The sequence below is a fragment of the Streptomyces sp. NPDC020490 genome, from assembly GCF_044335305.1.
Classification (GTDB): domain Bacteria; phylum Actinomycetota; class Actinomycetes; order Streptomycetales; family Streptomycetaceae; genus Streptomyces.
The window spans coordinates 50,847-73,119 of sequence record NZ_JBIRUY010000044.1; the positions used below are offsets into that span (position 1 = coordinate 50,847).

The 22,273-nt window shown below is 70.5% G+C and carries 13 protein-coding genes; 8 read left to right on the forward strand and 5 right to left on the reverse strand.

The window, feature by feature from the left end; genetic code table 11:
• Positions 1-233 precede the first annotated feature (233 nt).
• The gene (locus tag ACH4ZX_RS34430; RefSeq protein ID WP_398281650.1) at positions 234-2,498 is read right to left on the reverse strand and encodes a heavy metal translocating P-type ATPase; all 2,265 of its coding nucleotides are present in this window, start codon (positions 2,496-2,498) and stop codon (positions 234-236) included.
• Positions 2,499-2,629: 131 nt separating this feature from the next.
• Positions 2,630-2,917, reverse strand: a complete 288-nt coding sequence (locus ACH4ZX_RS34435) for a heavy-metal-associated domain-containing protein (RefSeq protein ID WP_398281652.1) — start codon at positions 2,915-2,917, stop codon at positions 2,630-2,632.
• Positions 2,918-3,070: 153 nt separating this feature from the next.
• Here ACH4ZX_RS34435 and ACH4ZX_RS34440 point away from each other — a divergent pair, with 153 nt between their 5' ends.
• Complete coding sequence (locus ACH4ZX_RS34440; RefSeq protein ID WP_398281655.1) at positions 3,071-4,063, forward strand: hypothetical protein; 993 nt, start codon at positions 3,071-3,073, stop codon at positions 4,061-4,063.
• 158 nt (positions 4,064-4,221) lie between these two features.
• Positions 4,222-5,655, forward strand: coding sequence for an MFS transporter (locus ACH4ZX_RS34445; RefSeq protein ID WP_398281658.1), 1,434 nt, complete (start codon positions 4,222-4,224; stop codon positions 5,653-5,655).
• Between the two features lie 300 nt (positions 5,656-5,955).
• On the opposite strand, the gene ACH4ZX_RS34450 is transcribed toward ACH4ZX_RS34445, so the two are convergent.
• Positions 5,956-8,772, reverse strand: a complete 2,817-nt coding sequence (locus tag ACH4ZX_RS34450; RefSeq protein WP_398281694.1) for a LuxR C-terminal-related transcriptional regulator — start codon at positions 8,770-8,772, stop codon at positions 5,956-5,958.
• Positions 8,773-9,857: 1,085 nt separating this feature from the next.
• Between ACH4ZX_RS34450 and ACH4ZX_RS34455 the strand changes: the two genes are divergently transcribed.
• The 6 genes from ACH4ZX_RS34455 to ACH4ZX_RS34480 all read left to right on the forward strand — a co-directional run bounded on the left by ACH4ZX_RS34455 (position 9,858) and on the right by ACH4ZX_RS34480 (position 19,828).
• Positions 9,858-11,648: a cytochrome P450 gene (locus ACH4ZX_RS34455; RefSeq protein WP_398281661.1), complete on the forward strand. Its 1,791-nt coding sequence runs from the start codon at positions 9,858-9,860 to the stop codon at positions 11,646-11,648.
• Positions 11,649-11,700: 52 nt separating this feature from the next.
• Positions 11,701-14,277, forward strand: coding sequence for a class III lanthionine synthetase LanKC (gene lanKC, locus ACH4ZX_RS34460; protein ID WP_398281664.1), 2,577 nt, complete (start codon positions 11,701-11,703; stop codon positions 14,275-14,277).
• Between the two features lie 396 nt (positions 14,278-14,673).
• Positions 14,674-16,368, forward strand: a complete 1,695-nt coding sequence (locus tag ACH4ZX_RS34465) for an ABC transporter ATP-binding protein (protein WP_398281667.1) — start codon at positions 14,674-14,676, stop codon at positions 16,366-16,368.
• A 62-nt stretch (positions 16,369-16,430) separates the two neighbouring features.
• The gene (locus ACH4ZX_RS34470; protein ID WP_398281670.1) at positions 16,431-17,681 is read left to right on the forward strand and encodes a cytochrome P450; all 1,251 of its coding nucleotides are present in this window, start codon (positions 16,431-16,433) and stop codon (positions 17,679-17,681) included.
• Positions 17,682-17,718: 37 nt separating this feature from the next.
• Positions 17,719-18,765, forward strand: a complete 1,047-nt coding sequence (locus ACH4ZX_RS34475) for a radical SAM protein (protein WP_398281673.1) — start codon at positions 17,719-17,721, stop codon at positions 18,763-18,765.
• 133 nt (positions 18,766-18,898) lie between these two features.
• A complete protein-coding gene (locus tag ACH4ZX_RS34480; protein WP_398281676.1) occupies positions 18,899-19,828 on the forward strand; it encodes a DUF6183 family protein in 930 nt (309 codons plus the stop codon).
• 38 nt (positions 19,829-19,866) lie between these two features.
• On the opposite strand, the gene ACH4ZX_RS34485 is transcribed toward ACH4ZX_RS34480, so the two are convergent.
• Positions 19,867-21,126: a cytochrome P450 gene (locus ACH4ZX_RS34485; RefSeq protein WP_398281679.1), complete on the reverse strand. Its 1,260-nt coding sequence runs from the start codon at positions 21,124-21,126 to the stop codon at positions 19,867-19,869.
• 361 nt (positions 21,127-21,487) lie between these two features.
• Entirely contained in the window at positions 21,488-22,123 is a 636-nt protein-coding gene (locus tag ACH4ZX_RS34490) for a hypothetical protein (protein WP_398281682.1), read from the reverse strand.
• Positions 22,124-22,273 lie beyond the last annotated feature (150 nt).

The following is a 22,273-nucleotide window of genomic DNA, read 5'->3' on the forward strand; positions in this document are numbered from 1 at the left end:
GCCCTTGGCGGTCAGGCCGCCGACGCAGGACAGACACACTCGACAGCGGCCCGCGGCAACGCCCCGCGGCTCAGCTGCGGCGCCCTCTTTCACCGGGACGCCGGCTCGACCGCCGTTGGCCGGAAATCTACGCACGCCCACTGGGAAGCGGCTGGAAACGGGGTTGCAGGCGCTGATCTGGAAGGCGTGTGCGGGGGCGGCCCCCGGTGGGCCGCCCCCGCTGGAAGGCCGTTTCAGCCGAGCGCCTTGAAACCGCGCAGCCGCAATGAGTTGCCCACGACGAAGACGGAGGAGAACGCCATCGCCGCTCCGGCGATCATCGGGTTGAGCAGCCCGGCCGCCGCCAGGGGCAGCGCCGCCACGTTGTAGGCGAAGGCCCAGAACAGGTTCGACCTGATGGTGCCGAGCGTCTTGCGGGAGAGCCGGATCGCGTCGGCCGCGGCGCGCAGGTCGCCCCGGACCAGGGTGAGGTCACCGGCCTCGATGGCCGCGTCGGTGCCCGTGCCCATGGCGAGGCCCAGGTCGGCCTGCGCCAGCGCGGCCGCGTCGTTGACCCCGTCACCGACCATCGCGACCGAAAGGCCGTCGGCCTGAAGCCGCTTGACGACGCTGACCTTGTCCTCGGGCATGACCTCGGCGATCACCTCGTCGATGCCGACTTCCGCGGCGACCGCGTCGGCGACCGCCCGGTTGTCGCCGGTGAGCAGCACCGGCTTGAGGCCGAGTGCCCGCAGCCGGGTGATGGCCTGTGCGCTGCTGTCCTTGACCGCGTCGGCCACTTCCAGCACCGCCCGGGCCTCGCCGTCCCACGCGACGGCGATGGCAGTGCGGCCCGCTGCCTCGGCGGCTGCCTTGGCGCGCGCCAGCTCGACCGGCATCACCAGGGCCCACTCGTCGAGAAGCCTCTCGCGTCCCACCAGGACCGCGTGCCCCTCGACGACACCCTGGACTCCGAGCCCGGGAACGTTGGCGAAGTCCTCGGGCGTCGGCAGCGTGCCGACCCGCTCCGCGGCGCCGGTCGCGACCGCCTGGGCGATGGGGTGTTCCGAGGCGTGCTCCAGCGCGCCCGCCAGCCGCAGGACGTCGGCCTCGTCGGTGCCCTCGACGGTGTGCACACCCAGCAGGGTCATACGGCCCGTGGTGACCGTGCCGGTCTTGTCCAGGACGATCGTGTCGATCTTGCGGGTGCTCTCCAGCACCTCCGGTCCCTTGATGAGGATGCCCAGCTGGGCGCCCCGGCCGGTGCCCACCATGAGTGCGGTGGGGGTGGCCAGGCCCAGGGCGCAGGGGCAGGCGATGATCAGTACGGCCACCGCCGCGGTGAAGGCGGCGGACAGCTCGGCGCCGTTGCCGAGCCAGAAGCCGAGAGTCCCCACCGCCAGGCTGATGACGACCGGAACGAAGACGGCGGAGATCCGGTCCGCGAGCCGCTGCGCGGCCGCCTTGCCGTTCTGCGCGTCCTCGACCAGGCGCGCCATGCGGGCGAGTTGGGTGTCGGCGCCGACGCGGGAGGCCTCGACGACCAGGCGTCCGCCGACGTTGACGGTGGCTCCGGTGACCGCGTCGCCGATCCCCACCTCGACCGGCACGGACTCGCCCGTGAGCATCGAGGCGTCCACGGCCGAGGCGCCCTCGACGACCGTGCCGTCGGTGGCGATCTTCTCACCCGGCCGGACCAGGAAACGGTCGTGGACCTGCAGTTCGCTGATCGGTACGCGTTCCTCGCGCCCGTCGCGCAGGACCGTGACGTCCTTGGCGCCCAGCTCCATCAGTGCCCGCAGCGCGGCGCCCGCCTTGCGCTTGGACCGGGCCTCGAAGTACCGGCCCGCCAGGATGAACGCGGTCACCCCGGCGGCGGCCTCGAGATAGATGTTCCCCGAGCCGTCGGTGCGGGCGATGGTCAGTTCGAAGGCATGGGTCATGCCCGGGGTACCGGCGGTGCCGAAGAACAGCGCCCACAACGACCACAGGAACGCCGCCGCCGTGCCCACCGAGATCAGCGTGTCCATGGTGGCGGCGCCGTGCCGGAGATTGGTCCAGGCCGCGCGGTGGAAGGGCCAGGCCGCGTACGTGACCACGGGCGCGGCCAGGGTGAGCGACAACCACTGCCAGTACTCGAACTGCCAGGCCGGGACCATGGCCAGGGCGATCACCGGGACGGCGAGCACGACGGCGGTGGTCAACCGCTGCCGCAGCGGACGCAGTGCGTCCGTCTCGGCGGCGTCCTCGGAACCCTCGCCGTCCCGCGGTGCGCCGGAATCGCGCGGGGGAGCGGGCTCCTTCGCGGTGTAGCCGACGGCCTCCACGGTGGCGATCAGGTCCGGCACGGTCACCTCGGCCGAGTAGACGACCTTGGCCTTCTCGGTCGCGTAGTTGACGGTGGCGGTGACCCCGTCCATGCGGTTGAGCTTCTTCTCGATGCGCGCCGCACAGGAGGCGCAGGTCATTCCGCCGATGGCGAGTTCGATCTCGGCGTTGTCGGAAACCGAGGTGGTCATCACTCCTCCTGGAGGAAAGTTGAGGGGGCGCCAGGCCCGCTGGACCCGGGCGAGGTCCAGCGGGTGAGAGCGGATCGGCGCTCTCCGCCCGGCCGTCCGGCCGGCGGTCACACCGGCCGGACGGCCAGGTGTCAGGCCGCCCGGCCGGTCAGCTCGTAGCCGGCTTCGTCGACGACGGCCGCCAGCTTCTGGTCGTCGGGCTCGGTCGAGGTGGTGACCGTGACGAGGCCCGCCTTGATGTCCACCTCCACCCCGACCACGCCGTCGAGCACCCCGATCTCGCGGGTGAGGGTGGTCTCGCAGTGGCCGCACGTCATGCCGGACACCTTGTAGACCGTCGCGACCGCGGTGCCCTCGACGGCAACGGTGGAAGCGGCGCTGGTGGAGCAGCTGCCGTCGGAAGTACAGCAGGAACCCATGGCACATTCCTTTCGGGTCGATCCATACCCTGGGGGGGTATGCATTATGCTGGCATCGTATACCCCCTCCCCGTATGTTGAGCAACCCGCGGCAGGTACTGGTACCCCCTAGGGGTATCAAACCCTTGCCGATCCCTCTCTAGGAGCCTGTGAATGAACGTCCTGTGGAAGCTCGGCGGCTTCGCCGCCGCGTCGGCGGCGGTCTTCGGAACCGCGTACGGGATCGGCGGTGCCGTCGCCCCGATGGCCGACGACACGGCCGCGCACCCCGCCCACTCCGCCCACTCCGAGAGCAAGGCGCCGGAGCGCGGCGGAGGGCACGGCGGCCATGCGGGCCACGGCGAGGCCGAAGCCTCAGTCGTGCCCGGTGGCCTGCAGGTCGCCGATGGCGGCTACAGTCTCGATCTGCGAAGCCCGCGCCTGGCAGCCGGCCGGAACGGTGATCTCCGCTTCGTCGTCCGCGACGCGAAGGGCCGGCCGGTCACCGCCTATGAGCGGGCGCACGGCAAGGAACTCCACCTCATCGTCGCTTCCCGCGACCTGGGAACCTACCGGCATCTGCACCCCCGTCGTGCCGCCGACGGCACGTGGAGCACCCCCGTCGACCTTCCCGTGGCGGGCGGCTACCGGGTGTTCGCCGACTTCAAGCCCGCGAACCGGTCCAAGGGGCTCACCCTCGGCGCCGACCTGGCCGTCTCCGGCGCCTACCGGCCGGCCGAGGTGCCCGAAGCGTCGTCCACCGCCACCGTCGACGGCTACACCGTGAGGCTGAAGGGCGACCTGCGGGCCGGCGCGGAAAGCCGTCTCACGCTCACCGTCGACCGCGGCGGCCGGCAGGTCACCGACCTCCAGCCGTACCTCGGCGCCTACGGGCACCTCGTCGCGCTGCGCTCCGGAGACCTGGCGTACCTGCACGTCCACCCCGACGGCGAGCCCGGGGACGGCGCCACGAAGTCCGGCCCCGACGTCTCCTTCAGCACCACCGCACCCAGCGCCGGCACCTACCGGCTCTTCTTCGACTTCAAGCACGGCGACACCGTGCGCACCGCGGCCTTCACCGTCCGGGTCGGTACGCCTGCCGAGCCGCGGACGGCTCCGTCCGGTGACTCCGCCGGCGGGCACGAGGACGACGGTCACCAGCACTGACCGTCGGCGGGGGCCGGAGACTCCGGGGCGCTGCGCCTCCGCGCGGACCGCCCGGCACGATCGGCGCGGCACCCCTTTACGGAGGTACCCCTGGGGGGTATATATTGTCGCCAGCTAGATACCCCCCAGGGGTATGCAACTCAGTGGAAGGCAGAGCAATGTCAACCGTCAATCCGCGGCGCTGGTGGGCCCTCGTGGTGCTCGCAGCCGCTCAGTTCATGGTCATCATGGACACTTCGATCATCGGTGTGGCGCTCCCCGAAATGCAGCGTGACCTGGACTTCTCCCAGGGCGATCTGCAGTGGGTGTTCAACGCCTACGTCGTCGCCTTCGGCGGGCTGCTGCTGCTGGGAGGCCGACTGTCGGACCTGCTGGGAGCGCGGCGCGTCTTCGTCAGCGGCTGGGTGGTCCTCACCGCCGGCTCGGTGGTGGCCGCGGCCGCCACGACGGCCTGGGTGGAGATCGCGGGCCGTGCCGTCCAGGGCGTCGGCGGCGCGCTCATCGCGCCCGCCTCGATGACGCTGCTGATGATGCTCTTCGGGCACGACCCCAAGGAGCTGGGCAAGGCGCTCGCGCTCTACGGCGCCGCGGCACCGGCGGGCGGTACGGCCGGTGTCTTCCTCGGCGGCGTCTTCACCGAGTGGGCGAGCTGGCCCTGGGTGTTCATCATCTACATCCCCATCGGCGTCGCCACCCTGGCCGCCACCGGACTGCTGCCCGCCGTGGCCGGCAACCGCGGCTCGGTCGACCTGCTCGGCGCGGTGGCGGTCACCGGCGGCCTGGCACTGGCGGTCTTCGCCACCGTCCGCGCCCCCGAGGTCGGCTGGGGCGACACCCAGACCGTCCTGGGGCTCCTCGGCGCGGCCGTCCTGCTGGCCGGCTTCCTCATCATCCAGAAGACGGTCCGCACCCCCCTCATGCCGCTGGGTATCTGGCGCGTCCCCGGGCTGGGCATCTCGAACGTGGGAATGACCCTGATGGGAGCCGCCTGGATCCCGATGTGGTACTTCCTCAACCTCTACCTCCAGCAGGTCCTCGGATTCGGGGCCTTCGCGTCCGGCGCCGCGCTGCTGCCCATGACCGGGCTGCTGATGATCTTCATGACCCTCATCACCGCCCGGCTGCTGGGCCGGTTCGGCCCCAAGCCGCTCATCGTCGGCGGCCTGTTCGTCCTGGCCGCGGGCCTGGTCTGGCTGTCGGCCGCGGAACCGACCGGAACCTTCGCGGTCGACGTCCTGCCCGCGTCGCTCGTCGCCGCGACCGGCATGTCCCTGGCCTACATCCCGCTCATGATGTCGGCCATGTCCGGCGCCCCGCAGGAGCAGGCCGGTCTCGCCTCCGGCATCGTCAACACCACCTATCAGGTGGGTTCCGCTCTCGGCCTGGCGGCCCTGACGGCACTGGCCACCTCCAAGGGAGCGGACCGGACCGGCGACCCCGCTGCCCTCACCAACGGGTTCAGCGCCGCCTTCCTCGGCGCTGCCGCGGTCGCCGCCGTCGGCGGGCTGCTCACCGCCGCCTTCATGCGCGGCAAGTCCGGCGCCGCCCAGCAGGAGCCGGCCACCGCGCCGAGCGAGTCGGCGAGGGCCTGACGGCCTCACGCGGCGGATGACGTCCAGGGGCCGGCGGAGCTGATCCGCCGGCCCCTGGCGCGCAGGCCGGTACCGGGAACCCCTGGTACCGGCCTGAGTCATGACCTTGAGTCATGACCCGGTGAGCGCGCTGACCGCGAGCCCGCGCTGGGCCCTCGTCCGCCCGGCCGTTCCCACAACCGCCCCGCGCCCCACGGCGGACACCGTCCCGCCGGCGCGGTGAGCCCGCGGAGAGCGTCGACAAGCCCTGCCCGGAGACCGGGCAGGGCTTGTCGACGTGATCGCTGCGCTCGCCCTTCTCTAGCAGAGCGAGGCCTCCAGCAGTTGCCGGAGGTGACGGCGCCCGGGTATGCCGAGCTTCTGGTAGACGCGGTAGAGGGTGTTGCTCACGGTCCGCGGCGACAGGACGAGCTGTTCCGCGATCTCCTTGTCCGACAGCCCCTCGGCCGCGAGGCCGGCGATGGTCCGCTCCCTGGTCGACAGGGACGCCGGCTGGTCCAGGAAGCGCAGCGCGGGGGTCTGCACCGGGTCGCAGGCGCTGAGATGGGCCCGGGCCGCCGCCACCGCGGCGGCAGCGGCACCGCTGTCCCCGGTCCTTCGGCGCATGCGGCTGATCTCGGCGTACGCTTCCGCCGCGTAGAGTTCCGCGCCGGCCGCGGCGAAGGAGCGCGCGACGGACTTCATCAACGCGTGATCGCCGGTGGCCAGCGCCTGCGCGTACTGCAAGCGAGCCTGCAGATACGGCCCTTGCACGGCGACGGACCACTGTGCGCGCGTGTCCGAAGCCAGGCCGATGCGCGCCATCTCGTGCACGGTGATCGCCACGTCGGTGCCGGCCCCCTGCGCCTGGGCATCACGTATCGCGTCCTGCAGCAGCGCCAGAGCCGTGGCCTGGTCTCCGCGGGACATGGCGCGGTGTGCGCGCACGATGGCGAGATGCGTGTAGTGCCCGGTCGGCAGGGTGTCGAGCCGGACGTAAGGAGCCTTCCGCTGGCTGTCCGGGAGGCAGTTGGACGCCAGTTCGGCGTAGATGCCGGCACGCGCGTGCCACTGTTCCCACCCCACCTGGTAGGCGGGGGAGAGGACGAAGTGGGCGAGGGCCCTGCGCACCAGTCCTCGCTCATAGAGCGTGAAGCCGAGCGCGAGACCCCTCTGGGTGTCCGTGCGGAAGGACATCCTGCGCGCGGCGTCGCCGTATTCCCGTTCGAGTATGTCCTGGGCGCCGCGCAGATCCCCTGACAGGTGCAGTGCGCCGGCCCGCAGCTCTTCCAGGGAGTCCACGTGCGGTGCCCACACGTCGTCGTCGCTCCGCAGCGCGCGTGCGGCGTCCTCGTACAGCGCCAGGGCGTCCAGCGGTCGCCCCAGATGGCACAGAGCGGACATGGCGAGCACCGCGGCCTCGACGCGCGTGGCGGGACCGGCGGTGGTCAGCAGCGGAGAACAGCGGTGCAGGCAGTCCAGGTAGCGCCCCTGGAAATAGTCCGACATGCCCGCCAGCAGTTCCTTCGCCGGCCCCTGCATCTCGTCGATGGCCGCCTCGGCCTGGGCGTAGTCGCAGCCCAGGATCCAGGCGCGAGCCTGCCACGGCTGGAGCGCCCGCCCGACCTCGACGTCGTCCTTCTCGACCGCCTCGAGACACAGCTTGTGCAGTTCGTCGAGCGACGCGCTGGCCAGGAGTGCCTGGCCGTACAGGTCGGCGGCGTTCGCCGACCGGTAAGTGCGCCAGGCGACCCGTGCCAGGTGTGCGGCGGCCGGCAGGTCGTGGCGGCTGAGCGCATACTTGCACGCCTGGAGCAGCCGGCCTTCCGACGGGGTCTGCCCGCTCTGCTGCTCCCAGCTGACGATCCGCACGTATTCGTCCGGCTGTCTCTCGCTCTCCGGCAGTGCCGTCTTCCAGGAAGCGAGCAGCTGCTTCCGGCGCAGCGGGCCTGTCTCCTGACGCAGCACGTGGCCGAGCAACGGATCCGCGACAGTGATGTGAGCCTGTGCGTCACCCACGTGCGTGGTGATGAGCCGTCTGTCCTCGAGCGACACGAGAACGTCCGGGTCGACGAGCTTTTCGACGGCCGAGAGCCGTGCCGGTTCCGCCAGGGCGATGAGCTCGAGAGCTTCCCTCGGTGCCGTTTCGAGTACCGCGAGGCGCGAGTCCGCGAGCTTTCTGAGTACGACCGACTCAGGAATCACCACTCTGGAGTCACCGAAAATGGAAGCAGGACGCTCGTTCTGGAGGGCACGGATGATTTCTCGAAGCACCGAAGGGTTTCCGGCGGACAGGTCGGCGAGCCGCGCCGCACGCTGCTGCGAAATCCGTTGCCCGGAGAAATAGCCGGCCAACCGCCGTGCCGTGGAGGCGTCGAGCGGTCCTACATGGATGGTGTGCAGGTAAGGACTGCGGCACAGGGCGTCACCGGCTCCCGTGCCCCCGGCGTCCACGTTGATCTCCGCGAGCAGCCGGACGTGCTGACGGCACACGGCCTGAAGGAGCACCGGCACCGCGGCCGGATCGAGCAGGTGAGCGTTGTCGACACGGAGCAGAAGGCGCAGGCGGACGGCCCGGGCGATCGTCTTCTCGAGGAAGACGGCCGCCTCAGGAGTGCGCAGCACCTCCTGCAGCGCGGGATCGACGTCCACGGCATCCTGTCCGTGCAGCGAGACGATCTCGTCCGCCAGCCGGGACTTGCCGATCCCCGTGACCCCCGTCAGGAGGACCCCGGCCGGTCGGTTGGTGGCGCCGAGCACCCGGCAGGCCTTGTCGAGTTCGAGTTCACGGCCCGCAAGGGGCGTCGCTTCGTCGATCAGTAAAGTGTTTTGGAGCCTGGTCTGCTGATCGGTGGATGAACTGAAGGCGTGTGGGATCATCTTCTTCCGCAGAGTTCTGTGCGGGTGTCCCAAGTGGACACGTACCAGATCGGGTTCCGCTCTGCCCGCCGACGGCGCGCCCGCGGAGCAATTTCCTAACGCGAGGACCCGGGTGGGTGAATCAGTCCTGCGTATGCGGCGCCGATGCCGCTCTGCATATCGCCTCCCCCGAACGAATGCTTCAAGCGTGAAATTGGTGAAAGAAGCCCACTGGTTGTGGTCGCAAGCGTGCCTGTCGATTGAAGTCGCCGGAGACATCACGGCTGAGCCGTACGAGGACAGGGTTGCCCAGACCCTGCGTCGCTGTGCCTCTCGGGCCGCCCAGAGTGACCATGCTGGGCGATATCCCGCTACGCTGCGGCATGGACGATAGGGGACCGTCGTCCACTTAGGCAAGGCGGAGGAGTCCGGCCGGGCCCTGCGAACGTTCCTGCGGGGCAACCGGGAGAACTGGCCTTCTGGCACCTTTCACCTGGTCAGGCGGCCTGCGGGGCCGCCCGGGAGCGTGCTCGGGCCTTTTGGCTCCGTGACCGCTGCGGTCAGCCGGAGGACGAGCCTCAGCGCTTGACCGGGTGCCTGCCGGCGTCCGTACCGGCCCGGGCCCCAGGCGGGCCGCCGTCGGGGCAGCCGACGGCCGTCTTGGAAACGACTGGGAACCGTCTCCCGTTCTTTCCAGTCATCTGCAAGAGCGGCTGTCTACCGTGCGGGTACCGGCCGCCGACAACGGGGGAGAACACATGCTCACAACGCGACTCGGAGCTGAGCGGCGCCTTGCCCACGCCGCCGGCTCCGGTGCGCTGTCCCGGTGCAACGTCACCGGCAGCGCCTGTCATAGCAGGGACATGTCACACCAGTGCGGCGCCGCCGGGCAGGTGAGCGTGCGTCGTCGGGTTCCGGGTGCCCGCTCGGCCGGCGTCGTGCGTGCCGGCCCCCCGCAGGGGTGACGCCGTCGACCTACGCATCTGCCGCCCAGGGCAGATGTTCTCCACCGGAGCCCAGCGGTCGCGGACGGCGTTCGCCCACACGCTCGCCCGCGCCCCGCAGCTGCGGTCCTGGCGCCGAAACACCACACATGTCACAGGTGTGCCACTCGGGCTCTGCCTCGACATGTTCGCGCACGGCCGGCTGCCGCACGCCCGGCTGCCGCACGCCCGGCTGCCGCACGGCCGGCTTGCCGCACCTTCGGGTGCGCGCTTGCCGCCGACGCGCTCCCGTTCGGCCTGTTCGCTTTCGCTCCGCCGTCGCACCCGGCAGTCGCGCCGACGGCCGGGGATACGCCCGTCTCGAACCTCCCGTCACGACTCGAATATGGAACAGAACATTCCGCGGGATGAGCGGGTTCGTTGAGTAACGATTACCTCTCCCGTTCTGCCGCACGCGAGCATATGGTCTGTTCAGCGCTGCAAGAGTTTCGCGAAAATTCACAGCGCGGCTTCATCGTCTTTTCGAGTCCATTGCTGGGGGGAGTGAGTGATCCGGTGAAGTTGGATGCGGAAACTCGGTCCATCTGCGCGGGTGGCCTCGGGGACGGTGGGGAATCGCCGCGTCACTGCCTCGTCGTCATAGGCGACACACCGCTGGGTGCCGATTTCCTGGAATCCCGCGGAATCCCGCAGAACTGGCGTGTGCGGAGCGTCGACGCGCCGCAGGGCGACCTCGCCCTGTGCGTCGACGCGCTGACGGACTTCCTGGCGCGCGACGACAGCCCCGACCGTGGGGTACTGCTCGGAGCGGACCAGGCCGCGCACGCGGCGTTCGAGATCGCGGACCGTCACCCCGAGCGGGTGGCGGCGGTGGTGGCCCTGCTTCCCGGCGGGGAAGCGGCCGCCGCGGCCGGATCCCCGGAGCCTCCGTGTCCGGCGCTCGTCCTGTCCCTCGACGAAGAACGGGACCGCATCGAATCGGCCGTGGCCGACCATCTGTGCGAGCTGGGCCGGCCGGCCGCCGTACCGAGTACCTACCCGGTGCGGCTTCCGCCCCTGACCGCGATGCTGCTCCACGACGCCGAAGCCATGCGGCAACGCGCCGAACTGGGGCCCGTGCACCGACTGGAGACCGCCGACGCGACCACCACGTGGATCGTCACCGGACATCAGGCGGCACGCGAGGTCCTCGCGTCCCCCCACTTGAGAGGCGACGTCGAGATCACGCCGGGCTTCCGGGCCCAGTGCCCCGAACTGGCCGCCGAGCATCGAGGAGGCGCCGACACGATCAGCGTCGACGCTCGTGAACACCGGCGGCTGAGGGAACTCATCGGCCGGCACCTCACGGCGGAGCACGTCGCCCGTCTGCGGGAACGCGTTCAGCGCTGCGTCGACGGACTCCTGGACGGCCTGCCGACCTCCGAGGAGATCGACTTCGTCCGCCGTGTCGCGGTGCCGCTGCCGGTACTCGCGCTGTGCGAGCTGTTCGGTGTCCCGGAAGCCGACCGCGACTACCTCCACGACTGGCTGGTACGGCGGCTGTCCACCCCGCCGCCCGGCGCGCACGAGGACGTGGACGCCTACCTGCGCCGGCTGATCGAAGCCGGCCGGAAGCGGCCCGGCGACGACTTCATCGGATGGGCGGTCGCCGCGGAAGGCGACCGGCTCGCCGAGGACGACCTCGTGTCCGCGGCCCGGCTCCTGCTGGTGTCCGGGACCCGGCCCACGACCACCCTGCTCGCCAACGGAGTGGCTGCGCTGCTCCGGCACCCCGGCCAGTGGCAGCGGCTCGTCGGCGATCCGGGAACAGCCGGGGACGCGGCCGAGGAGCTGCTGCGGTTCGTGACGCCCTATCCACTCGGCCTGCCACGCCGAGCACGGTGCCCGGTCGACGAGGGCGGTGTGCGGATCCCGGAAGGACAGCTCGTCGCGGCCTCGCTGATGGCGGCCAACCGTGATCCGAGCGTCTTCACGGACCCCGATGTCCTCGATATCGGCCGGGCCGGAAAAGCCCACGCCGCATTCGGCCACGAGCATCACCAATGCCTCGGCGAACCGTTGGCCAGGGTGCTGACAAGCACAACGCTGGAAGCACTGGCACGCCGTTTTCCCGCAATGGCTCTTTCCCTGGACGGGAGAGGCCTGCAATACAGAAAAAACCGGGTGCGCTACCTGCTCGAGCTCATGGTAGTCCTCGAGCCGCGTTCATAGCGTCGATGCCCAGGCATCACGGATTGCCATATCGGGACAGGAGTTTCAACGCGTGGAAGCCAGCACCATTCCGGAACTCATGGCGTACTGCCAGGCGGATCCGGTCTTCTTCGAGCCGCCCTGGCACATGAAGGACGAGGACAGCCTTTTCGCGGCGTCCGGCCGCGCTCTTCCGGACGGCTGGCGCCGGCGGGAGAACGGGCTGTGGGTGGTCGCCGAACCCGTGGGTGCCGAACTGCCGGACCAGGGCTGGAAGATCCATGTGTCGGCGACCGATTCCGACGCCGAAACGGTCGTCGACCTGGTCATGGACTTCTGCCTGTCCCGGGGCCTGACGTTCAAGTTCCTGCGGAGCAAGGCCGCGATGCGGATGCTCAACAACAAGTACGCCAGCAGGGGCAGCAGCGGCAAACTCCTGACCCTCTACCCTCACGACGAGGAGCAGCTCGCCTCCGTGCTGCCCGCACTGGCCGATCTGCTCGAGGGTTTCACCGGCCCCTACATCCTCAGCGACGTCCGGTACGAGGACGCCCCCGTGTATGTGCGCTACGGGGCCTTCGTACCCATGACCTACCTGTCGCCGAGCGGTGAGCAGGTGTACGCCGTCCGCACCCCCGACGGCCGATTGGTACCGGACAAGCGCGACCCCGTGTTCACCGTGCCGGAGTGGGTCGAGGTGCCCGAGGTGCTCCGGGCGTCGGTCGAGCGGCGCACCGCCGGCGGGGACGAGTTCCCCTACCGGGTCGAGAAGCCCCTGCACTTCTCCAACGGCGGCGGGGTGTACCTGGCCCGGGAGAAGGACTCCGACCGTTATGTGGTGCTGATCGAGGCGCGCCCCCACGCGGGTGTCGACCGTGACGGCCAGGACGCCGTGACGCGGCTGAAGCGGGAACGCGACATGCTGCTGCGGCTGGAGGGCCTCGACTGCGTGCCCCGGGTTCTCGACCACCTGGTGATCTGGGAGCACCACTTCCTCGTCCAGGAGTACATCGAGGGCGAGACCCTGCTGAACGAGGTCTTCGACCGCTACCCGCTGATCAGTCCCGATCCCTCCGACGAGTGGCTCGCCGAGTACACCGCGTGGGCGACGGACGTCCTGGCGAAGGTGGACCGTGCGCTGATGTCGGTGCACGCCAAGGGAGTCCGGTTCGCCGACCTCCATCCCGCGAACATCATCCTGCGGCCCGACGGCCGGGTCGCACTGATCGACTTCGAGATCGCGTCGGACCTGACCGACACCCAGGCGCCTCCCCTGGGCGCCCCCGGGTTCACCGCCCCCGGCGGCATGTCCGGCCGCGACGCCGACTACTACGCCCTGGACTGCCTCCGGCAGTGGATGTTCCTTCCGATCAGCCCGCTGCAGGAGCGCGACCCCGTCAAGTACGCGACCCTGACCGACGTCGTCACCGAGCACTTCCCCGTCCCCAAGGGGTTCGGGTCGCGGCTCGTCCGCCGCCTCGGTGCCGGACACGGACCGTTCGGACCGGACCTGCCGGCCCGTATGCTCACGGCGGAGGAACCGCACTGGCCGGCCATCCGCGACTCCCTCGTCGCCGGGATCCACGCCAGCGCCTCACCCGACCGCAAGGACCGGCTGTTCCCCGGCGACCCGCAGCAGTTCGGGACCGGGGGCATCAACGTCGCCTCCGGCGCCGCCGGCGTCCTGTGGGCCCTGCACCAGGTCGGCTCCGCCGTACCGGACCACTACGTGGACTGGCTCGTGGACGCCGCTCGCCGAGCCGACAACCCGCGACCGGGCCTGATGGACGGCCTGCACGGAGTGGCAGCCACCCTGCAGGCGCTCGGACGCCACGACGACGCCCGGGACATGCTCGGCCGCGCCCGTGCGGCGCAGGACCGCCTGGCGGCCCCCGGACTGCACGGCGGGATCGCGGGAGCGGGCCTGAGCCTGCTGAACTTCGCCCGGATCACCGGTGACGAGAGCCTGCGCGAGGAAGCGCTGGAGATGGGCGAGACGCTGGCGTCCCAGCTCGGGGCCGCCGGATCGCCGATGTTCCCGCCGCAGGGCAGGGTCGGCCTCGAACACGGGCTGACCGGTGTGGCCCACTACTTCCTCCGGCTGCACGACGACACGGGCGAGGAGCGCTACCTCGACCTGGCCCGGACCGCGCTCCAACGGGAGGTCGAGCGCGGGCAGTTCAACAAGGACGGCGGTTTCAACCTCTTCTACAGCAACCGCTACCTCCTCTACCTGGGGCCCGGCAGCGGAGGTCTCGCCGTCGTCCTCGCCGACTACCTGACCAGACGCGACGAACCCGGCTTCGCCGAGGTCGTCGCCGGTGTCCGGCGTGCGTGCCGCGCGGCGTTCGTGCGTCATCCGGCGCTGCTCATGGGGCGTGCCGGCCTGATCGTGACCCTCGCCCTGCTGGGTCAGGACGAGGACCGGCCGGTCATCCGCGAACACATCCGCAGACTCTCCTGGCACGCACTGTCCCACGAAGGACACCTGGCTTTCCCCGGCAACCAGCTCCTGCGCCTGTCCATGGACCTGGACAGCGGCTCCGCGGGAGTCCTCGTTGCCCTAGGCGTCGCGTTCGACCGGAACGCGTCGATCATCCCATTCCTCGATCTGCGGAACACCGCAGTCGGGGAGCAAGGAAGGAGGTGACCAACATGGCCAACGTTCTCCAGCTCCAGTCCCTCGCCGAGGAACTGTCCGCGCACCCGTGCAGCAGCATCGTGACGTCCTACAAGACCACCTGCTGACGGGCCCGGGGCACCGGGAGCCGATCGCGGCTCCCGGTGCCACCGGATGTGCCCTGCCGGGCTTTCGTCGCACCGCCGGTCATGGCCCTGCGGAGTCTGGAACGGCCTGACGACAGCGGAGCCGATCCCCGTAGCAGCCGCACCGCACACGTGTCTCACGTGTCCGTCCACCTCAGGGACCGCTTTGAACCCACCACACGCCGGCCGCGCCACAGCGTCGGACACACCCGGAACGTCGGAGAAAACCCCCGCGCCTTCCGCCGACACAACGCCCACCTGGCGTGTCATGCTCGGCCACATGCGGCCGACCTGGCCGCAGCTGCTTCTCGGCGGAGCGCTCAACCTGCTCACGGCCGCGGCCGGCCTGGCCGTTCCGCTCGCCGCCGAGCGGCTGATCGACGGCCTCGCCTCCGGACGGCCGCCGCGGGACGTGCTGCTGGTGATGGGGGCCCTGGTCACCTTCACCGCACTGGTCGGGCCGCTCGGCGCGTACACGCTGCGGCGTGCCGCCGAGTCGATCGTGCTGACCGCACGGCGTCGCCTGACGTCCCATCTGCTGCGGCTGCGCATCTCGGAGTTCGACCGTACCGAGCCCGGCGACCTGATATCCAGGGTCACGTCCGACACCACCATGCTGCGGCAGGTCACCACCGACTCGCTCGTCGGCACCGCCACGGGGGCCCTCACCCTCGTGGCCACCACGACTCTGATGTGCCTGCTCGACCTGGTGCTCACCGCGGTGACCCTGGTGGTCCTGCTCGTCGCCGGCTGGATCGTCCGCTCGGTGATGTCCCGCGTCAACGAGGCCGGCATGGCGTCCCAGGAGTCGGTGGGCCTCGTGGGAGCCAGCGTGGAGCGCGCGCTGGGCGCGCTGCGCACGGTGAAGGCGTCCGGAGCGGAGGAAGCCGAGGAGGAGGCCGTCCACCAGGCCGCCGAGGACGCGTGGAGCGCCAGCGTCCGCGCGGCCAAATGGCTCGCGATGGCGGGCAACGTGGCGGAGATGGCCATGCAGGTGGCCTTCTTCACCGTCCTCGCCGTCGGCGGCGTGCGCGTGGCCTCCGGAGCGCTGGAGGCCAGCAGGCTCATCGCCTTCCTGATGTACGTCTTCTACCTCGTCCCCGCCATCCAGCAACTCGTCTCGGGAGTGAGCCAGTACAACCTCGGAGCCGCCGCGGTGAAACGCATCCGGGCCGCGGAGGCGCTGCGCGCCGAGCCGCGGAGCACCGGCGGCGACCGGTCCGGCAGCGCCGAACCGGCCGAACTGTCCTTCCAGGGCGTCCACTTCCGCTACGCACCCGAACTGCCCCCGGTCCACCGCGGACTGACCTTCACCGTCCCTCCCCGCGGCATGACCGCGTTCGTCGGGCCGTCGGGGGCCGGCAAGACCACCGTCTTCTCCCTGATCGAGCGCTTCTACGAGCCGACAGCCGGCAGCATCCTCCTGGACGGCCGGGACATCGCCGACTGGGACATCGGCGAACTGCGCTCGGCCATCGGATACGTCGAGCAGGACGCGCCCGTCCTCTCGGGCTCCCTGCGCGACAACCTGCTGCTCGGCAGCCGGGACGCCACCGACGACGCGGTGCGGCGGGTCCTGCGCACGGCACGCCTGGACGACCTCGTCGAACGCCTGCCGCAGGGCCTCGACTCACTGGTCGGCCACCGCGGCACCAGGCTGTCGGGCGGACAACGCCAGCGGGTCGCCATCGCCCGCGCGCTGCTGCGCAGGCCCAGGCTGCTGCTCCTCGACGAGGCCACCTCCCAGCTCGACGCCGTGAACGAGGCGGCACTGCGGGACACGGTGGCGGACATCTCCCGGACGACCACTGTCCTGGTCGTGGCCCACCGGCTGTCCACCATCGCCATGGCCGACCGGATCGTCGTCCTCGACAGCGGCACCGTGCAAGCGGTCGGCACCCACCAGGAACTGGTGGCCACCAGCCCGCTCTACGCCGAACTCGCCACCACCCAGTTCCTCGAAACCGCGCGGTGATCACCCCCGGCGGTCGCCACCCCGCCGCCCGAGAGCTCCAGCCGTAAGGAAAGGTTCGCCAGATGCAGAGCAACAGCCCGGACGTCCCGCGTCGGCCGGAAGCCGAGGACCTCACCGAGGCCCTGGGCGCCGAAGTCTGCCCCGCCGGGTTCCCTGTCATCGGCGCGCGGATGCTCAGAGACCCCGCCGCACTCGGCACCCTGCGCGACGCCGGCATGGCCCGGGTCAGTCTCGGAGGCGGTGAGAACGGCTGGATGGTCGCCGGTTACGACGCCGCCACCGAACTGCTCGTGGAGCCGGGCCTGCGCGGCGAGCACCCGCTGGCGCAGACCATGCGGACCGCGGCCGACGAGGAGGTGTGCGACGAGGAGATGCTCTTCTTCCTGCCGACGGAGGAGCACGTCAGGCTGCGCCGCCTGATCTCGCGCCAGCTCACACACCGGCGGGTGGGCGGACTCGTCCCGCGCATCCAGCAGGAGGCCGACCGGCTGCTGGCCGAGGTCCCGCACTCCGAACCGGTCGACCTGGTCCAGTCGTTCTGCCGTCCCTTCCCGGTGGCGGTGCTCTGCGAGCTGCTCGGCATTCCGATGTCCGAACGCCGCTACATCAGGAACTACGTCTACGGCTGGGTCGCCGAGTACGGCGAGGCCAGCTCGGTGACCAAGAGCGCCGGCATCGAACTGGCCGACTACCTGCGGGGGCTGGTCGCCGAGCGCAGGAAGGCCCCCGGAGACGACCTGATCAGCGCGATGGTCAGCGGCGACGAGGCCGAGACGCTGGAAGAGGACGTGCTGTCCGCCGTGCGGCTGCTGCTGATCGCGGGACACCGGCCGATGACCCGTCTGCTCACCGAGGGAGTGGAACTGCTGCTGGGCGAGCGCGACCGGTGGGACCGGCTCCGCCGCGAACCCGGCTGGCTGGAGCCGGTGACCGAGGAACTCCTCCGCTACGTCACACCCACCACCCTGGCGTCCCGGTACGCGAAGGAGGAGGTCGAGGTCGGGGGCGTCACCCTGGCCCCCGGAACCGGTCTGCACTGCGCCCTGGCCGGCGCCAACCGCGACCCCGCCCGCTTCGAGAACCCCGACACCTTCGACCCGGACCGGCCCGAGAACCGGCATGTCGCCTTCGGCCTCGGCCACAAGCACTGCCTGGGCGCGGCACTGACCCGCGCGGAGGTGCGAGTCGCCCTGGAGACGTTGCTGACACGCTTCCCGCACATGGTTCTCGCCGACGTACGGCTGCCCGGTGAGCCGGAGAGAAGGCAGCTCCCGGTGGTTCTCCAGCCCGACACGTGCCCGGTGCGGCACTGACCGGCAGCCACAGCGCGCACTGAGAGAAAGCAGAGCCATGGACGCCTTGCGCATACCGGACCACCCCCTCGAGATCATCTGGGACATCACCTACGCCTGTCCCCTGCGATGTGTTCACTGCTACTCGGAGTCCGGGCGCCGGCCGATCCGCCAGCTCGCCCCCGCCGACATGCTGCGCGTCGCGGACGCCGTCATCGAGATGGGCCCGCACGCGGTCTGCCTGGCCGGGGGAGAGGCTCTCCTGGCCCGCGGGGTCTTCGACGTCGCCGACCGGTTCTCCGAGGCGGGGGTGCCGGTCTCGCTCTTCACGAGTGGATGGTCCCTGAAGCAGGAGACGGCGGAGGCGGTCCTGAACACCTTCGCCAGCGTGACCGTGAGCGTGGACGGCGCGTCCGCCGACGTACACGACCGGATCCGGGGCCGGCGGGGATCGTTCGCCCGGGCGATGGACGCCCTGGCGCTGCTCGACCGCCTCGCCCGGGAGCGGTCGGACGCCGGCGGCTCCCGTCCCGACCTGGGCATCGACTGGGTCGTGGTGCGCAGCAACTTCCATCAGATCGAAGAGCTCATCACCGGCATCGCGCCGCGTTTCCCGGCCCTGGACCACATCTCGTTCGGCGCCGTGGTTCCCGAGGGCCTCGCCAGCCGGCGGGACTTCGCCGATCACGAGCTGCTGTCCGACGACCAGGTCCGGCTGCTGGGCAGCCGGGAGTACGCCGAGCGACTGCAGGCACTGGCCCCGCCCACGGTCAGAATCAGCACCACCGACAACCTGGCCTTGCAGATGCATCCCGATCTGATCGAGCGCGGCGTCTTCCTGCCCATCCTGCAGATCGAACCGGACGGCCTGGTACGCGGCATGGCGGCCTACGAGGGCACGGTCGGCGACGTGCTCACCGATCCCCCCGCGGAGCTGTGGCGGCGTGCGGTGGAACGCTGGCACGATCCGTTCGTCGTGGAGACCCTGAAGCCGGTGCGGACCATGAGTCAATGGGCGGAGGCGACGCGCGCGATCGACTACCACTTCGCGTCCGAGACCGATCGGCGCCGCATCGACCAGCGCCCCGCCTACGAGCCGGGCTGAGCACGCGCCGGGTGCGGCCCCTCCGCGGTGACCCGATCGAGAGCCACCGTCCTCCGGAGCACGACGCTGCCAGGCTTCTGAACAGCCGATATACAGATGGCCGGCCGGAATGTCAGGGTTAGAATCGCCGCTCATGGCCTACGATCCTGCTGCCTTGCGCTGCGTGCCGGGTGACGCCGAGTCACTTGTACGAATCGTGCGGGGCTACCGGCGGCTGCATGATGTGCGGGACCTCGCCGCTCGAATGGCCGACGCACGCAAGCCCCGTCACCTGCTGCCGCTCTTCGCGCATGTGCCGGTGAGGCGTGACTCCTGGGCTGAATTTCTCGCCTGCCTGGCTCAGGAGTTGCTCCTCCGCGAGGTCCGCTGGAGCGACCGTCCGGTCGTGATGGAATGCATGCGGTCACTGCGGCAGCTCGAACACCCCCTGGCGTTCCTGCCGGCGAAGCTCACCAGGACCGAACGCCGGGCGACTCCCCCCAGGCTCCCGTACACGTCGTCAGCGATGTGGCGTGACTGTCCGCCGCCCGACAGGTTGTTTCCGGATCCGCCGCCCGAGTCCGGCGGGCGCCGCATCGGGAAGCCCGTACCGTGTCGTGATACCGCCACGGCTGAGCAGGTGGCAGCGATCGGAGCCGTCGTGAAGCACTGGAACGGGATCCCCCGGGTGCTCCTCCTGCAAGCGGCAGAGCCTTTGACCGTGGAGGAACTCGTCCCCGTCGGTGTGAACCGCCTTCTGGCCGACGGCTTCGGGACGGCCAGTGGGGTGCGGGCTGAATTGCACCATGTGTACGAGATTCTGCTGGACGCGGCCTACCGGGAGGGCTCCTACGAGCCGGGGATCGCAGGAGCGTACGGGCGGGCCGCCGTCTGGCGGTCCATCGCGGGCATGATCCGCGCGCCCCTGGACACTCCGGTCCTACGGGTGAACGAACTCGCGGCCCGGTGGAGTTGGCTTTCGTTCAGGCTGTCTGACCCGTATCAGGACCTGCACGTGGCCGTTGGCGCGCTCAGCCCGCGAGGTCGGCATCTGAGTCTCCTGTTCGGCCACGACACGGATTGAGCCATGCAGGCGGCGAAGCCGCCTGCCACCTCGGTCCGTCAGCGGGACGGGTCGAGTACGACGACCAGGCCGCGCCCCGGACGGGCGCCCGTGCCGGATCCGGCGTGCGACTCCTCGGGGTTGGCCAGGCGCATGCGGGGGAAGCGCCGCACCAGGGTGGCCAGGGCCGTGCGGACCTCGGCCCTGACCAGGCCGGCGCCCAGGCAGTGCCGGAACCCGAGGCCGAAGGCGACGTGCTGGCCGGCCGGTCGCCGCGGATCGAAGCGGTCGGGGTCGGGAAAGCGCCCGGGGTCTCGGTTCGCGCTCGTCACCGAGCAGTACGCCCGGCTGCCGGCGGGCAGGACGGCGCCGCCGATCTCGACCTCCTCACGCGCGTACCGGAAGGCGACCGAGGCCGGCGAGACGTAGCGCAGGAGTTCCTCCACGACCCGGTCCAGCAGTTCCGGTTCGGCGACCAGGTCCTCCCAGTGGCCGCGCTCCCTCAGCAGCAGCGCGAGCCCGTCCGTCAGCAGGTGCGCCACCGGCCGGGGGCCCACGACGATCAGCAGCCGCGCCGCCGCCAGCACGGCGGAGTGGGCCACATCGGTGCCCTCGTCACGGCACAGGTCGCTGATCAGGTCGTCGCCGGGGTCGAGCCGCCGCCGCTCGATCAGACCGGCAAGGTAGTCGGCCACGGAGAGGTCCGGATCGTCGCCCCCGGCCTCCGGGACGGGAAGGCCGGGGTAGCCCTCGAACACGAGGTCGTGGATGCGGTGATGGCCGTCCTCCGGAACACCCAGCAGCGCGCACAGGGCGGCCACGGGATAAGGACGGGCGAACGCCGCCCCCAGATCCACGGCGGTGTCGGTGGGCAGAGCGTCCAGCAACACGTCCGCGATCGGCTGGACGCGTTCGGTGAGCTTGGCGATCCGGCGCGGGCCGAGCGACTTCGCCAGGATGTGCCGCAACTGGGTGTGCTCGTCCGCTCCGAGGTAGAACAACTGCTGCTCGTCCATGACCTGGTCGTCGGTGAGCGCGTCGAAGGCGGCCATGCTCAGGGAGGGGCTGCCGGGGCACTCGCCGCGCATCCGGGGGTCGGTCAGGACCCGGGCCGCGGTGTCGTAGTCGGTCACCAGCCAGCCGGGCGCCGCGCCGTTCAGGGCGATGTGGTGCAGTCCGCCGTCCTCCTGGAACGTCCGCAGCACGGAGACGTCGCGGAGCGAGGCCCCGCCGAGGAAGAGCGGTTGCCCGTCGGAGCGGCGGAAGCCGGACGGGGCCGAGGTCCCGGCAGTGCGGTCGCTTGCGCCAGGAGTGCTCACAAAGGAGTCCTTTCCTCGAGGAAGTGCGCGGAGGGATGTGCGGTCATCAGTCCGGACACCGGTAAGAGCTACACGAGCGCCGCTTGAAGCGTCCACGAGACGCCGCGAGTTGAGTAACTATTGCTCCGTTGGTACCTGTTCGCCGGTGATGCAATGAATTCGGCGTGACAAGGTGCCGGTTACGCCCTCAACGGCTTGATGATCCCCCGAATCGCCGTTGAGACCGCCCTCGCAAGAATCCCCGTGGCCCCTTGCGAGGGCGGTGTCACCACCCGGCTGCCCGTGCGCCGGGCCGCCCTGGCGCGGCGGACATGCCCGGTTCCGCCGAGGTCACGTGGCGGCCCGGTCCGCCTGTCGTCCCTCAGCGGGGCGCGTGGAGGCGGTCGCGCACGAAGACGGGTTTCACGGCAGGCTCCAGCAAGGCATCTGCCGCCTCTTCGACCGGTACCGGATCTCCCAGCAGAACGTCCGGCCTGATGCGCCCTTCCCGGGTCAGCTCGATCGCGTCCTGCACGTACATCCCGGCGTTGGCGATACCGATGTGGAAACCGACATTCAGGCTGTACATCCGGAGGAGATCGATCTCGATCTTCGTGAAATGTCCCCCCGCCGACTCGATGGACCCGCCCGGGGCGACCAGCGTGAAAGCCTGCGCCAGCCTCTCGCTGTCCAGGGAACCGTCGAAGATCAGATCGAACCTCCCGAGTTCCTTGCGGAGCGGGCCGCTTTCCACCGCGGCGCCGAGCGTGGCCGCCAAGGACCGCCTGGCGGCACTGTCGTCGAGGTAGGTGATCCGGCGCGCTCCCAGACTGCGCATCATGTCGACGGCGAAGAGGGCCACACTCCCTCCCGCCGGGCTGGTCGGGGCGAGTACGAGAACCTTCGGGTCCTTGTTCGCGGAGAGGTGTCCGGCGGTGAATTCCAGGGCGATCGTCATGTTGTCGCCCGCTGACACCAAGGGGATCGGATCCATGCCCTCGGGAACGGGCGCCAGCATGGCATCGGCATAGGGGACCCGGACCACCTCGTCGAAGAGGCCACCCCAGTGACCCGCAGGGCTTGATCAAGTTCCGTTGAGGTCGGGCTTGTAGGTGATGCCCAGGATGGGGAGGGCCCGTTCGGGTTGGTCGCGGATGGCGCGGGTGGT